Genomic DNA, 14,605 nt, shown 5'->3' with positions numbered 1-14,605 from the left:
TGAGGGTCTGCCCTGTTGTGATCTGTGGTTCCCTATTGATTTTATTTCGTGTAGGGAACTAATTGGAAGCATCCCATAACAGTTACCGTCAGCGGCGGTGGTAACGGGTTAACGGCGAGTTGTTCAGGGGTCAACGGCGGCTCCTTGGCCTGAGCAAGGCGTGTTTGCACACAGTGCAAACGCAGGAACCGTTCCATAATGGTGCAGCGTTTTTCACATTCTGTTTTTTGTAACGTGCATTATCTTCCCCTGTGCGCAAGTCTCCTGCGGGGGCGGTTGCACGCTTCTGGGCAGTCATGCGTGCATAGGTGCGCCCGCGTTGCCATCCCCTGTTCCCAAATTGCGAGGAGTTACTGACCATGGCCATTTCCGGCACTATCGTTATCATCGGCAATGGCATGGTGGGGCACTACTGTGCGGAACAGCTTGTCATGCACGGCCTGAATGAAAATTGTGCCATCCATGTATTTGGCGAGGAACTGCACGATGCATATGACCGCGTGCACCTGACCGAATACATGACCGGGCAGGATGCACTGGCCCTGCGCCTGCATGCGGAAGATTTTCACGCGGCACACGGCATTACCCTGCACCGTGGGGTGCGCGTAAACCGCATCGACCGGCAGGCGCAGACCGTACACAGTGCAGAAGGTGCTTTGCAGTACACAACCCTGATTCTGGCAACCGGTTCCACCCCCTTTGTGCCCCCGGTGCCCGGCAACACCGGTACGGCTGGGCTTGTTTACCGTAATCTGGAAGATCTGGACCTTATCCGCGCAGCAGCACAGGGGGCGCGGCACGGTACGGTTATCGGGGGTGGCCTGCTTGGGCTGGAGGCCGCCAACGCCCTGAGAATACTGGGCTTGCATACAAGCGTTATCCAGCTTGGGGGGCATCTTATGCCCGCTCAGCTGGATAAGGAAGGCGGGGATGCGCTCAAATGCCGGATTGAGGCATTGGGGATAGATGTGCGCACATCCCATGTCACAAAGCAGATTGTACCGGGTCAGACCAGCCGACACCGCCTGATTTTTGCAGACGATACGTTTCTGGAAACCGATATGGTGGTGTTTTCTGCTGGTATTTGCGCACAGGACCAGCTTGGGCGTGAGTGCGGGCTGGAGGTGCAGGCGCGCGGCGGAATTGTTATTGACCAGAGCTGCCGTACGTCAGACCCGGCCATTTTTGCCATTGGGGAATGTGCCTCCTGGCAGGGGCAGGTTTTTGGTCTGGTTGCGCCCGGTTATGCCATGGCCCGCACCGTTGCGGCCATTCTGGCAGGCGAGGAGGCCGCGTTTACCGGGGCGGACATGTCCACCAAGCTCAAATTGCAGGGCGTGGATGTAGGCTCCATTGGCGATGCCTACGGGGCAACGCCGGGGAGCAGGAGCTACCGCTTTATTGGCGAGGCAGATGGCACTTACAGGCGGCTCGTGCTGTCTGGTGATGGCACCCGTGTTCTGGGTGCCGTGCTGGTGGGCGATAATTCGTATTACGACACCATTCTCCAGTACGTGCAGAATGCGATCAAACCTCCGGCCGACCCGGCAGTACTGATTCTCCCGCGTGGGGAAGGGGCGGAACTGCTTGGGGCCGATGCCCTGCCCGATACGGCCATGGTCTGCTCATGCCATAACGTGACCAAAGGGGCGATCTGCGCAACAATAGATGCCGGGTGCACCGATCTGGGGGAACTCAAGCAGACCACAAAAGCCAGCACAGGGTGCGGCGGGTGTGCCGCCCTTTTGAAAAGTGTTTTTGAAACGGAGCTGGAAAGCCGGGGCATTACGGTTGATCGCAGCCTGTGCGAGCATTTTTCCCATACTCGGCAGGAGCTGTATTCTCTGGTCCGGGTGCACGGTATCCAGACATTTGAAGAGCTGATGCAGCAGTATGGTCATGGCGGTCTGGGGTGCGACATCTGCAAACCTGCGGTTGGGTCCATTCTTGCTTCGGCCTGGAACAAGCCCATAACCGACCCGCTGTATATTCCCCTGCAGGACACGAACGACACGTTCATGGCCAATATGCAAAAGAACGGCACCTACTCGGTTGTGCCACGCATAGCCGGTGGGGAAATTACACCGGACAAGCTGATCGTGCTTGGTCAGGTTGCAAAAAAATATGATCTCTACACCAAAATTACTGGTGGGCAGAGGATCGACCTGTTTGGCGCGCAACTGCACCAGTTGCCAGAAATCTGGACAGAACTGCTCGATGCAGGGTTTGAAACGGGGCAGGCTTACGGCAAATCCACCCGCACCGTAAAATCATGCGTGGGGAGCACATGGTGCCGTTACGGCGTGCAGGATAGTGTGGGCAAGGCCCTTGATCTGGAAAACCGCTACAAGGGGTTACGCTCGCCCCACAAACTCAAGTTTGCGGTTTCTGGCTGCACGCGTGAATGTGCGGAGGCACAGAGCAAGGATGTGGGGGTTATCGCCACAGAAAACGGCTGGAACCTTTATGTCTGCGGTAATGGCGGTATGCGGCCGCGCCATGCGGAACTGTTTGCAACCGACATCGATTCAGAAACTCTGATAAAATATATAGATCGTTTTCTCATGTTCTATATCCGCACGGCCGATAAACTCCAGCGGACCTCTGTCTGGCGTGAAAATCTGGAAGGCGGGCTGGATTACCTCAAGGACGTGATCATCAACGACAGTCTTGGCATTGCCGAAGAGCTGGAACGTCAGATGCAACTGGTGGTGGACCGCTACCATTGCGAATGGCGGGACGCACTGAGTGACAAGGATAAACTCAAGCGCTTCCGCACATTTGTAAACGATGCCCGCCCAGACCCCAACATTCGCACCGTGGCCGAGCGCGATCAGGTCCGGCCCGCTGCCAACCTGCCCGAAGCAGGGAGCCTTGCAGGTCCGCAGGCATGGACGGAACTGTGCGCGCAAACGGACCTTGTGGAAAAATCCGGTGTGGTCGCATGGTGCGAGGGCAATCAGGTTGCCCTGTTCTATGTTCCGGCCACGCAGGCCGAGCCTGCCTGTGTGTATGCGCTGGATAACCATGACCCGTTTTCGCATGCCAACATTATTGGCCGTGGGCTGATAGGGGAGATCAAGGGGCAGCGGGTTGTGGCCTCACCACTGTACAAGCAGCACTTCCGTCTGGAAGATGGCCAGTGTCTGGAGGATGCGTCTGTCCGGCTGCGCACATGGGATGCACGGCTGGTGGACGGCAAGGTGCAGATCAGGGTGCGCGCCGGTCAGGGCACGCCTGAACTGACACCTGCCTGACGTGGCCATGCCTGATTCTGCCTTCCGCTCTGCCTGCCCGTACTGTGGCGTTGGGTGCGGGATTATTCTGGATGTCAAGGATGGAAAAATTGCAAAGGTGCGGGGTGATGCCACGCACCCTGCCAATGCCGGTCGTTTATGCACCAAAGGCGCTTCCTGCGATAAGCCTGTATACGCGCAGGAACGTTTAAAAACGGCCTTGTTGCGCCCGCAACGTGGAGCGGATGCCGTGGCGGTTCCGCTTGAACAGGCTATTGGCACAACGGCGGCAAGGTTACGCAGTATTCTGGATACACATGGGCCGGACGCACTTGCGTTTTATGTGTCCGGCCAGATGTCTCTGGAGGCACAGTACCTCATTAACAAACTGGCAAAGGGGTATGTTGGCAGCCAGTATATGGAATCCAATTCCCGCCTGTGCATGGCAGCGGCAGGCACGGGCTACAAGCTCTCGTTCGGGGCAGACGCACCACCGGGCAGTTATGAGGATATGGACTCCACCAACCTGTTTTTTGTTATCGGGTCCAACATGGCCGATTGCCACCCGATCCTGTTCCTGCGTCTGATGGAGCGGAAAAGAGCCGGGGCAAAGCTGATTGTGGTGGACCCACGCAAAACGGCAACGGCGGAAAAAGCGGACCTGTACCTGCCCATCCGCCCGGGAACAGACCTGGCCCTGCTGAACGGTCTTTTGCATATTCTTGTTGAAAATGGAGACATCGACAAACAGTTTATCGCGCAGGCAACCCGTGGGTGGGACGCCATGCCTGCTTTTCTGGCAGAGTATGCGCCCAGCACTGTTGCCGAAATAACAGGCCTGCCTGTTGCGGATATTATGACCGCCGCCCGCTGGATTGCTCAGGCCGGGGACTGGATGAGCCTGTGGACCATGGGTCTGAACCAGAGTGTTGCGGGAACATGGAACACCAATGCGCTATGCAACCTGCACCTTGCCACAGGCACGCTGTGCAGGCCCGGTTGCGGCCCGTTTTCCCTGACCGGCCAGCCCAACGCCATGGGTGGGCGCGAAATGGGCTATATGGGGCCGGGGCTGCCGGGGCAGCGCAGCGCGCTGGTGGCGGAAGACCGCGCGTTTGTGGAGGCGCAGTGGAAGCTCCCCCCCGGCACCCTGCGGGATGTAGGGGGCAATGGCGCCATTGCCATGTTTGAGGCCATGGAAGAAGGCCGCATAAAAGCCTGCTGGATTATCTGCACCAACCCTGTGGCTACTGTTGCCAATCGCGGCCATGTCATACGGGCATTGGAAAAAGCGGATTACGTGGTTGTGCAGGATGCCTTTGCAGATAGTGAAACCACAGGATTTGCCGATAGTCTGCTTCCAGCCGCCCTTTGGGCAGAAGCGGATGGCGTGCAGGTGAATTCCGACCGGACCATGACCTTGGCGCAAAAAGCGGTTGCTCCGCCGGGGGAAGCACTGGCCGACTGGGAGCTTATTGCCCGCGTTGCGTGCGCCATGGGGTTTGAGCAGGGTTTTTCCTTTACCTCATCCTCCGAAGTGTTTGCAGAACTCAGCCGTTTTACAAACCCCAAAACCGGCTATGACTGCGCCGGAGTGAGTTATGAGCGCCTGCGTCAGGGCCCGGTGCAGTGGCCTGCCCCTGTGGGGGATACACAGGCCCGCCACCCGGTGCGCTACGTACCGGCCGGGCAGGTGCTGCCGGTTTTCCCCACCCCCGATGGGCGTGCGATTTTTTACGCGCGCCCGTGGATGCGCCCGCAGGAATGGCCAGATGAGCAGTTCCCCTTTGTGCTCAACAGTGGCCGACTGCAACACCAGTGGCATACCCTGACCAAAACAGGCCGTGTTGCCAGCCTGAACCGCCTGAACCCCGGCCCATTTGTGGAGGTTTCGGTACAGGATGCACAGTTACTTGGGTTGCAGGCGGATGATCGTGTCAGGGTGACGTCCCGCCGTGGGCACATTGTTCTGCCTGTTCAAATCAGCCAGCGCGTGGGGGCGGGGCAGTGCTTTGCCCCATTCCACTGGAATGACCGCTTTGGCCCGGACATGGCCGTCAATGCAGTTACGTCGGATGATGTGGACCCGCTCTCCCTCCAGCCCGGCTTCAAGCTCTGTGCCGTTAAGCTGGAGCGGGTTGCGCCAGATGTGTTGCCGCTCCCAGCCCCCCGTCAGGAAGAAGGAAGTGCCCCTATGCCGCTTGATACCCTGATGCGCCATTTCTCCCTTGATGATCCAGCCCTTCAGCCAGATTTGCCCGAACAGGCCAGAATATGGCTGAAAGGTTTTCTGGAAGGGTTGCGTATGGTGCCCCCACAACCCGGTCTGGTGCCGGATGTACCCGCATCCGCCCCCCTGCCTGTGGAGGCGCGGAGTTATGTAAACGGCCTGCTGGCGGGCCTGTTCAGCCGTGTGGGGGAGGGGTGTGCCCAGCCTCTTCCCCCGAATGTTCTTGCCGTGCGGCAGAGCATCCGGGTTTGGTGGGCATCGCAGACTGGTCGGGCGGAAGCGCTGGCCTCTACCGTGGCTGTCTGGCTGCGGGAGGCTGGATATACGGTGGAACTTGCCTGTCTCGATCACTGCAAGGATGCGGACCTCGGGCAGGGGAAGGCGATTTTTGTTGTCTCCACTTTTGGGGATGGTGACCCCCCCGATTGTGCAACCCCATTCTGGGACACCCTGCGTGCGCGTAAGGAGGCACTGACTGGCCTCTCCTGCGCGGTTCTGGCGTTGGGGGATTCCTCCTATGCCAGTTTCTGCGGGTTTGGCTGTGCGCTGGATGGCCGCCTGCGGGAACTGGGTGCCTGTATGATCATGGACCGCGTGGATTGCGAGCCGGATTTTGAGGACACGGTAGAAGTCTGGCGTGGCCAGCTTCTGGCTGTGCTGGACAGCACAACACCTCCAGTGCCCCTACCCCCCGGAGGGGAGGCCGCATCCATCCCCACGCAGCCCGAGCCCAGAGTTGGCACAAGGGATGCGCCGGTTATTGCCCGCCTTGCGCTGAATGAACGCTTGTGTCAGGGCGCTGCCAGCAAGGATACACGTCGTATTGGTCTGGACCTGGGCAGGAGCGGTCTGGACTGGAAGCCCGGAGATGCGCTGGGGATATGGCCCTGCAATGCCGTGGAGGTTGTCAAAACCGCTCTGGCGGCACTGGGCCTGCCTGCGGACACTCCCGTGACCCTAAAAGGCGCAGGCACCGTTGGGCTGCACGATGCCCTGTTGCGCCATTTTGATCTGGCACGCCCCAACCCGGCAATGCTGCACGCACTGGGCCGGACCGAAGGCGGCTATCTGCCCGAACTGTTGCAGGCGGCCCGCCTTGATGTTGCGGCACAGGACGTGCCCGCCCTGTTCCGCAGGATGCAGCCCCGGCTTTATTCCACAGCTTCCTCCCCGCTCGTGTCGGGGCGGGTGGTGGAACTGACTGTTGGCGTTAATAACGATCCGTGGCCCGGTGTGTGCACAAACTGGCTTGCCGGGTTGCCAGCAGGGGCCGATGTGCCGGTTTTTGTCCAGCCCACAACGCATTTCCATCTTCCCGCAGATGGCGGGACGGATGTGATCATGATCGGCCCCGGCACGGGTATTGCGCCATTCCGCGGGTTTTTGCAGGAGCGTGAAGCCCTTGGCGCAACAGGGCGCAACTGGCTGTTTTTTGGCGAACGGCACGCTCAGGAAGGGTTTTACTATCAGGAGGAACTGGCCCACTTTGCACATACCGGGTGCCTGACACGGCTTGATACCGCGTTTTCGCGCGATCAACCCAAGCGGATATATGTGCAGGACAGGATGGAGGAAGCCGGGGCAGAGCTATGGAACTGGTTGCAGGCCGGGGCTTTCCTTTATATCTGTGGAGATGCGGCGCGTATGGCGCGTGATGTGGATGCCGCATTGCGCCGTATTGTGGCACGGCATGGGGCCATGCCAGCAAGCCAGGCAGATGATTATGTTGCCGGGCTAACCAGAGGGGGCCGCTACCTGCGAGATATTTATTAATGGATAAATATCCTGCCCCATCCCCCATGCGCACCCCCATCAAGGTGCTGGTTGCCGATGAAAACCCCGGACGGGCAAAGGCCTTGTCCGATACGCTGCGTGCGGACCCGTCGCTTGATGTACAGTCCGTTCCTGTTGGCATGAACCTGATAGAAGCCGTGCACCAGTACTACCCCGATGTTGTGCTTGTGGACATGGCCCGCGCAGACCGTGATGCGCTGGATAGCGTGCGCGCACTGTCTGTTCCAGCACTGGAACGGCCCATTGCCCTGTTTGTGGATGAGGACGATGTAGGCCTTATGGAAACCGCGTTTGATACAGGGGTATGCTCCTACAATGTTCTGGATGCCCCCCCGGACGATGTTAAGCCGCTGCTTCGTGCAGCCATTGCGCTCTATGAGCGTTTTCAGCGCACACGGGCGGAACTCAGCGCCGCACAGCAGGAAATTGAAGAGCGCAGGATTATTGATCAGGCCAAAAAGCTGTTCATGAAAAATGAAAAAACAAATGAAACACAGGCATATCGCTGGTTCCGAGGGCGGGCGATGCAAACATCCCAGCGTATTGTCACTGTGGCCACACAGTACCTCGCCGCGCAGCAGAAAAGCGACACACCATGACCAGACCTCTCCGTATCGGGTTGCTGCGCCTGTCTGATAGTGCGCCCGTTATGCTTGCCCATAATGCGGGCCTGTTTGCACAATACGGGCTTAGGACAGAACTGGTGGTTTCTCCCTCATGGGCCAATATCGCAGATGGTCTGGTCTGGAAAACACTGGATGCAGCCATTATGTTTGCGCCACTGGCCATGATGACCTCTTTGGGTAGGCGTGGGCATATGCCAGCACTCAAGCCCCTTGCGACGTTAAGCTATGGCGGCAACACTGTTATACTGCGTGGCACCAACCCGCTGATGGGCCAGTGGCCCACGGGGGATAAGGGGCGTGAGGCCTTTGAGACATGGCGCGCTACAATCGGCCGCCGTCCAAAGCTTTCTGTTGTGCATATGTATTCAACCCATTTTCTTATCCTCAAGCGGTTCCTGCTATCCATAGGGGTGAACATGGAGCAGGATATTGAAATTCAGGTCATGCCCCCACCTGATATTATCAGCGCCCTGATGAATGGCTCCATAGATGGCGGGTGTGTCGGTCCACCATGGGGGACAGAAGCATGCCTGCAAAACCTTGCTTTTCTGGCCGGTGGTTCTCAAACCGTTATGCCGCGTCATATTGAAAAGCAGTTTGTTGTGCCACAAGGCACGTCTCAAAATCAGGATGTCTGCAAAGCAATTATCAACGCGCTGAACGATGCCATGATTTTTTTGCGCAATGCGGAAAACAGACAGACTGTTGCACATGACCTGGCCGCACCGCTGGAAGAGAAAGGATTAAACCTGCCCGAAGCCGCAACCCTTAAAACCTTGAATGGCGAAGACTTTACGGAAAAAACACATTACATCCATAGTCATACAGAGGCAGGGAACGTGGCGTGGATGCTGGATGACATGCAGGGGCTGGGCTGGATCACTCAAACAGAACACAGTTTTCTGGAAGAAAAATGGAACGTGCCATTGTTGTTTTAAGCAATGATGGCATGCTTCTGTGCGAATTCTCTGGTTGGTATAGTGGGGCGCAATCAGTGGAGATGCACCACAGCAAAGTGGAACAGAACCTGCTATGCAATTTATGGAGTGCAGACAGAATTTTGAAATGGAAGACAATATATTACAAGAAAGAGTGACGCTCATAACGTGGGGAGCGGATGAAGCATGTCTGACAGAAAAGACAAGAAATCAGATGTATTCGATTTTTCACTCAACCCGATAAAGGGCTAGTCATGTTTGACCTGTTTTTAGAAAAAAGTGGTAATTTCTATGATGAAGACGGGTACTGGGGGAAAATAATCATCAATGATTTCAATGAAAGGTTTTTTTCGAATACAACTTTTTTCGATAAGGCTTCTTACCAGAAGCAATGGCGGCATGCAGCCGAATTACTTTTAAAGAAGAAAAAATCTTACTTTCTTGTTGATGTTCATAATCCGAACACATCTAATTTCTTTATGTCTTGGCCGTGTTATTTACAAGACGATATTGTTTATTTGCAAAATAAGATGATTCTTGCTGATCAACATCCATTGGATAAAATAATTTCTAATGAGGCTGATTTGGGAGATTTAAGGTTTACCAATGAAGATGATCAAAAAATATCAACGTGGGAAACCGACATACAGTCATTTGTTAATTTTCTAGATAAAATCAATAAAATCCAAGAATAAAAAGTCAATAGGAAATTCGAAAAATCATTTATTAAATAAGAAGTTATCAGAGTTTAGTCACAATATTTGACGAAGCCAACTGGAAGGCCAATTACGGTCGTACTTTGCTTGGGGCGGCCGAAGGCGCTGGCATGGCGGTCCCGGGACATGGGAATATAGTCGTTTCTGGCTTGGGGGCAGCGATAGCGTGGAGTCCAGCGGTCTCGGCGCACGCTGTTGCCTGTGGGCTGCCCTACAGCGCAGTGACCCGAACACGCAGACTTCCCCTCAGTGTAATGATGAACAAGTCTTACGAATGCAGTTTCCGCATTGGGAGGCAGCACTCAGGAGAAGCCAGACAGATGCCACTCTCAACCGGGCGGGAAGAGTGTCTACTATTGAACGAACACTTGGGTTTCTTGCTGTTGAAGTTGCTTCCATCGCTCTGGAAATGAGTAAGGAAATGGCAACCAACAGGAGCCAGTGTTGTTCCAACTGTCGCAGTGCCCTTGTAGGCGGGTGTGAAAATGCAAACATGCACAAAGAGCGATAAACGCAAATTACATCAAATTGTCATGGGAGATGCAGCTTACTGCGTTATAATGGTGCCCAAGACCGGGATCGAACCAGTGACACTGCGATTTTCAGTCGCATGCTCTACCAACTGAGCTACTTGGGCACCGCAGCCTTGCGGCGTGAGAGAGGATTTATCTCAGCTCGCTGTTGAGATCAAGTCATGTTTCATCATTTATTTCAGGTTTTTCACCATCCGTTTCCTGCACAGGTTCGCCGGGGATGCGATAGTTGCCGCCAAACCAGCGGCCAAGGTCCACATCCGCACAGCGGCGGGAGCAGAAAGGGCGGTAGTCAGGGGTGCTGGGTTGCCCGCAGATCGGGCATTTGGCGGCTTTGCTCATCAGGATTCCTGAACAGTCCATGTCAAATCGGGCAGGGCGTGGTTTGTGTGCAGGCTCAGTTTGTGGCCAAGCTGGCGTGCGCAGTCGGCCACGGCTTCGGGGTCCTGCTCCAGTGCGCGGATAATGCCTGCTCCACCCGTTATCTGCGTTGTCTGAGGGGCATGCACCAGAATATGCCGGAGCACCCGCAGCGCGCGGCCGTGCGGGCTGTTCAGCAACTCGGGCAGGGAAGGGTAAATACGGGCACGCACAATTTCTATCAGCCCAAGGGCAGTAATGCCCAGGCAGCGCGGGTTAAGCGGGTCTGGCTTGAGTGCGGCATTAACCGGCTCCAGCAAGGCGTGGCGCTTGCGGGTGGCAAGGCCTGCCGGGTCTATCAGAATGGCACCAGACAGGTTGCGTAGCCGGATCTGGCGCATAAGCGCGGGCAGGGCGTCGCGGTTGGCAGCAAACTGCGCGGTCTGTTTGGTATGGCCCGTTTGTGCGGGGGGCGCGTCCATATCAATCGCGATCAGGGCCGGGGTGGGGGTTATGGTCGCTTCCATGCCACCGGGCAGGGCAACAAGCGGTTCCTCCAGCGCATCACAGGCTGCGGCTATGGAGTCGGGGTAGGGGGCAAAACCCGGTTCACGCCGGTCACGGAGTGCGGGTGGAATAAGAGCTGCTGCTGCCGGGCTGTCCACCACCACAGCGGCAGTAGGCCACAAAGCTGCCAGCCGGGCCAGTGGTGTGGGGCCGGGGGTTACAAGCCCCTTTTGCTCCGAGGCCACATCAGCGGCCAGCAGGCGCAGGCGCAGGCCCTTGCCACCCTGCGCGGCACGGCTGACCTCCACCGTGACGGCCTGCCCTTCCGTTAGTTTAGGGGCGTTGTTCTGCAAGGGTAAAAAACCGCTCTGGTTACCACCAAGTGCAACAAAAGCGCCCCCCATGGCTGGGGTCAGGGCTTCTATGCGGGCGTGGTACACGCTGCCCACCATGTCCGGGGCAGCGGGGCGCCAGAGCGCAAAATCCAGCAACGTGTCGTTTCTGGTAACGGCAATGCGCATTTCGCCGGGGAAGGTGGCAATGCGCAGGAACAGGCTCACGCTAGCCAGCTACCGGGTTGGCCGCGCAGGAGTTGGCCTGTTTCAAACAACGGGAGGCCAATAACGCCCGAGGCACTCCCGGACAGAGCCCGGATAAAACCTGCCGCATGGCCTTGCAGGGCATATCCGCCCGCTTTGCCAGACCAGTCCCCCGCATCCAGCAGGGCATCAATCTGGTAGGGTGTCAGGCGTGAGAATGTTACGGCGGTTTCCACCAGCCGTGTGCCATGCCGCCCAAGGGGCCAACTGGCTGTGGGGGCAACCACAACGCAGGTCAGCACGGTGTGCCGCCTGCCAGAGAGACGCTCCAGACAGAAGCGCGCACTCTCCCGGTCTTCGGCCTTGGGCAGAATACGTCGGCCAAGGGCCACCACCGTATCGGCTGCCAGTACCAGAGCAGGGTCTTCCAGCGTTGCGGCAACGCATCTGGCTTTTTCGGTGGCCACGCGCTGGGCATAGGCCCTTGGCGTTTCACCCTTTGTGGGTGTTTCGTCAATATTGGCAGGCAGAACGCGGTCGGGCACAAGCCCGATCTGTTCCAGCAACGCAATACGGCGGGGGGAGGCGGACGCAAGAACCAGTAGAGGGGCTGTAGTCTGCCCCGCCTGTGTCTGCCCGGAGGAAGTCATGCTTACTTGAAGCGGAAGGTGATACGACCTTTGGACAGGTCATAAGGGGTCATTTCCACATTCACCCGGTCACCCGCCAGAACGCGAATGCGGTTCTTGCGCATCTTGCCGCTGGTATGGGCGAGAATAACGTGTTCGTTGTCCAGCTTTACGCGGAACATGGCATTAGGCAGCAGTTCGGTGACTGTGCCGCTAAATTCGATCATGTCTTCTTTAGACATTGCATCCTTCGTGTATGTTGAAACTGACGGGAGTTTGGTCAGCAGATATGGTTGAGGGGCGCTTGGCGGTCAAGCATTAGGTGTGTGCTCTGCCAGGGCATCCAGCCGGGCAGAAACGCTAAAGGCGTGGGCTTGCAGCCCTTCGGCATGGGCCAGAGCCACGGCGGAAGGGCCAATCCGGCGCAGGGCATCCGGCCCGCCGGAAAGGAAAGTGGTGCGCTTCATGAAGTCGTAAATCGACAGGCCGGAGGCAAAGCGCGCGGTGCGTGATGTGGGCAGAACATGGTTTGGTCCCCCCACGTAATCGCCTACCGCTTCTGGGCAGAAACGGCCAAGGAATGCGGCTCCCGCGTGCCGGACATGGACAAAAAGGGCCTCGGGGTCATCCACCATCAGTTCCAGATGTTCGGGTGCCAGACGGTTGGCCAGTTCCACGGCTTCCAGCAGATCGCGCGTGATCAGCACAGCCCCGTTACGGGCCCAGCTTGCACTGGCAATGGCCGTGCGGGAGAGAACCTTAAGTTCTGCATCCACAGCCGCAATGACCTTGTCGGCAAAAGCTGAATCGGGGGTAATCAGGGTGGCCTGTGCAAGTTCGTCATGCTCGGCCTGCGCTAGCAGGTCGAGTGCGATCACACGCGGGTCGGACCCCGAATCGGCAATGACCACCACATCGGACGGTCCTGCAATGCTATCAATCCCCACATGGCCAAAGACCTGCCGCTTGGCTTCGGCCACATAGGCGTTGCCGGGGCCAACAATGCGGTCAACGGGGCGGATGGTCTGGGTGCCGTAAGCCATGGCCCCAACGGCCTGTGCGCCACCTACCCGGTAGATTTCGGTCACGCCTGCGCGTGCGGCTGCGGCGAGCACCAGCGGGTTGATCACCCCGTCAGGCGTTGGCACACACATGGCCAGCCGACTGACCCCGGCTACCTTGGCGGGAATGGCGTTCATCAGCACGGAGGAGGGATAAGCCGCCTTGCCACCGGGCACATACAGCCCCGCCGCATCCAGCGGAATCCAGCGCATGCCCAGGGTCATGCCCTCGGCATCCGTGTAGCGCATGTCGGATGGAAGCTGCTTTTGGTGGAAGCTTTCAATCCGCCGGGCCGCCACGTCCAGTGCCTCAAGCAGTTCGGGGCTGACCTGTGCCGTGGCTTCGGCAATTTCCTGCGCTGTAAAGGCCAGTGTGGCCGGGGTTACGGGCAGGCGGTCAAAGCGTTCGGTCAGGGCGCACAGGGCGGTGTCGCCTTCCTTGCGCACGGAGGCCAGAATATTGGCCACGGGGGTTGTAACTTCCTGCCCCTGTTCTTCCCGGTTGGTCAGCAGCGCGTTGAAGGCGCTCTCAAAACCGGCATCACGCGTATTAAGCCGTTTCATGGAATCCGATCTGCCTTACACATTATTTTGCAGCGGTTGTGGTGCCCGCAAGCGCCGTGCGGAAGCGGGAGAGAATGCAGTCAATCTGGTCAGGGCGGGTTTTGAGCGCCGTGCGGTTGATAATCAGGCGGCTGGAAACCTGCGCAATGGTTTCAACTTCTTTCAGCCCGTTGGCCCGCAGTGTGGAGCCGGTGTCCACCAGATCCACAATCAGGCGGGACAGGCCAAGCATGGGGGCCAGTTCCATCGCACCGTGCAGGTGCACAATGGTGGCGTTAATACCGCGTGCGGCAAAAAAGCGGCGGGTAATGGCGGGGTATTTGGTCGCCACCCGAACTTCCGACCAGCGCGCCCATTCCTGCGGGTCATGCGGCAGGTGGGCTGGCTGGGCCACGGCAATGCGGCACGCCCCTATGCCAAGGTCCAGCGGTGCATAAATTTCGGGGTAGTCAAATTCCATCAGCACGTCAGAGCCGCAAATGCCAACCTGCGCGCCGCCTGCGGCAACAAAGGTGGCTACGTCAAACGAGCGAACGCGCACGATGTCCACGCCGGGGTCTTCGGTGGAAAAACGCAGCTTACGGCTGCTATCGCCAAGGCAATCGGCCGAAGGGGCCATGCCGGTACCCGCCATAAGGGGGGTTACGGCCTTGAGAATACGGCCCTTGGGCAGGGCCAGAACCATCTGCCCGTCATGGCCCGCACCGAGCGCGTTGGCGGTCTGGGGGTCTGGAAAGGGCTGGTTCATGCAAACTCCGGCAGGCAAGGCAATAAAATGCGGCCTGCTCTCCTAGCACAAGGTGGCCGGGAAGAAAAACCGGCAGCCTGTTTTCCGGGTGGAAGACGTTCCTCCACCCGGAAAAGACAGTGCG

General features: G+C 57.8%; 11 protein-coding genes and 1 tRNA gene. 5 read left to right on the top strand and 7 right to left on the bottom strand.

What is annotated here, in order from left to right; all coding sequences use genetic code 11:
• Positions 1-359: 359 nt before the first annotated feature.
• From nirB to HNR55_RS03980, 5 genes are all read left to right on the top strand, one after another.
• Positions 360-3,257, top strand: coding sequence for a nitrite reductase large subunit NirB (gene nirB, locus HNR55_RS04000; RefSeq protein ID WP_166111672.1), 2,898 nt, complete (start codon positions 360-362; stop codon positions 3,255-3,257).
• 7 nt (positions 3,258-3,264) lie between these two features.
• Complete coding sequence (locus tag HNR55_RS03995; protein WP_166111669.1) at positions 3,265-7,239, top strand: bifunctional nitrate reductase/sulfite reductase flavoprotein subunit alpha; 3,975 nt, start codon at positions 3,265-3,267, stop codon at positions 7,237-7,239.
• The gene (locus HNR55_RS03990) at positions 7,239-7,859 is read left to right on the top strand and encodes an ANTAR domain-containing response regulator (protein WP_184382562.1); all 621 of its coding nucleotides are present in this window, start codon (positions 7,239-7,241) and stop codon (positions 7,857-7,859) included. The genes HNR55_RS03995 and HNR55_RS03990 overlap by 1 nt, the downstream gene beginning before the upstream one ends.
• Complete coding sequence (locus HNR55_RS03985; RefSeq protein ID WP_166111666.1) at positions 7,856-8,824, top strand: ABC transporter substrate-binding protein; 969 nt, start codon at positions 7,856-7,858, stop codon at positions 8,822-8,824. The genes HNR55_RS03990 and HNR55_RS03985 overlap by 4 nt, the downstream gene beginning before the upstream one ends.
• 254 nt (positions 8,825-9,078) lie before the next feature.
• Positions 9,079-9,519, top strand: coding sequence for a hypothetical protein (locus HNR55_RS03980; protein WP_166111663.1), 441 nt, complete (start codon positions 9,079-9,081; stop codon positions 9,517-9,519).
• A gap of 582 nt (positions 9,520-10,101) precedes the next feature.
• Here HNR55_RS03980 and HNR55_RS03975 read toward each other — a convergent pair.
• The 7 genes from HNR55_RS03975 to hisG all read right to left on the bottom strand — a co-directional run bounded on the left by HNR55_RS03975 (position 10,102) and on the right by hisG (position 14,481).
• Positions 10,102-10,177, bottom strand: a tRNA-Phe gene (locus HNR55_RS03975).
• Positions 10,178-10,232: 55 nt separating this feature from the next.
• On the bottom strand, positions 10,233-10,418 hold the full coding sequence (locus HNR55_RS03970; protein ID WP_373318175.1) for a DNA gyrase inhibitor YacG: 186 nt from the start codon (positions 10,416-10,418) through the stop codon (positions 10,233-10,235).
• A complete protein-coding gene (locus HNR55_RS03965) occupies positions 10,415-11,500 on the bottom strand; it encodes a ribonuclease E/G (RefSeq protein ID WP_166111657.1) in 1,086 nt (361 codons plus the stop codon). Before HNR55_RS03965 ends, HNR55_RS03970 begins: the two co-directional genes overlap by 4 nt.
• Entirely contained in the window at positions 11,497-12,129 is a 633-nt protein-coding gene (locus tag HNR55_RS03960) for a Maf family protein (protein ID WP_166111654.1), read from the bottom strand. The genes HNR55_RS03965 and HNR55_RS03960 overlap by 4 nt, the downstream gene beginning before the upstream one ends.
• A 2-nt stretch (positions 12,130-12,131) precedes the next feature.
• Positions 12,132-12,350, bottom strand: coding sequence for a translation initiation factor IF-1 (gene infA / locus HNR55_RS03955; protein WP_003623225.1), 219 nt, complete (start codon positions 12,348-12,350; stop codon positions 12,132-12,134).
• Positions 12,351-12,419: 69 nt separating this feature from the next.
• Positions 12,420-13,733, bottom strand: coding sequence for a histidinol dehydrogenase (hisD, locus tag HNR55_RS03950; RefSeq protein WP_166111650.1), 1,314 nt, complete (start codon positions 13,731-13,733; stop codon positions 12,420-12,422).
• Positions 13,734-13,755: 22 nt separating this feature from the next.
• The gene (gene hisG, locus HNR55_RS03945) at positions 13,756-14,481 is read right to left on the bottom strand and encodes an ATP phosphoribosyltransferase (RefSeq protein WP_086645659.1); all 726 of its coding nucleotides are present in this window, start codon (positions 14,479-14,481) and stop codon (positions 13,756-13,758) included.
• Positions 14,482-14,605: the final 124 nt, after the last annotated feature.

The sequence above is a fragment of the Acetobacter lovaniensis genome (genome assembly GCF_014207635.1).
GTDB lineage: Bacteria > Pseudomonadota > Alphaproteobacteria > Acetobacterales > Acetobacteraceae > Acetobacter > Acetobacter lovaniensis.
Note: the sequence above shows the minus strand (reverse complement) of the source record. Positions and strands in the feature narration are given on the sequence as shown.

Bases quoted from the DNA above. Each gene is read 5' to 3' on its own strand.
- HNR55_RS03995 (WP_166111669.1), top strand. From the start codon at position 3,265: ATGCCTGATTCTGCCTTCCGCTCTGCCTGCCCGTACTGTGGCGTTGGG.
- HNR55_RS03960 (WP_166111654.1), bottom strand. From the start codon at position 12,129: ATGACTTCCTCCGGGCAGACACAGGCGGGGCAGACTACAGCCCCTCTA.
- hisG (WP_086645659.1), bottom strand. From the start codon at position 14,481: ATGAACCAGCCCTTTCCAGACCCCCAGACCGCCAACGCGCTCGGTGCG.
- infA (WP_003623225.1), bottom strand. From the start codon at position 12,350: ATGTCTAAAGAAGACATGATCGAATTTAGCGGCACAGTCACCGAACTG.
- HNR55_RS03990 (WP_184382562.1), top strand. From the start codon at position 7,239: ATGGATAAATATCCTGCCCCATCCCCCATGCGCACCCCCATCAAGGTG.
- HNR55_RS03985 (WP_166111666.1), top strand. From the start codon at position 7,856: ATGACCAGACCTCTCCGTATCGGGTTGCTGCGCCTGTCTGATAGTGCG.
- HNR55_RS03980 (WP_166111663.1), top strand. From the start codon at position 9,079: ATGTTTGACCTGTTTTTAGAAAAAAGTGGTAATTTCTATGATGAAGAC.
- hisD (WP_166111650.1), bottom strand. From the start codon at position 13,733: ATGAAACGGCTTAATACGCGTGATGCCGGTTTTGAGAGCGCCTTCAAC.
- nirB (WP_166111672.1), top strand. From the start codon at position 360: ATGGCCATTTCCGGCACTATCGTTATCATCGGCAATGGCATGGTGGGG.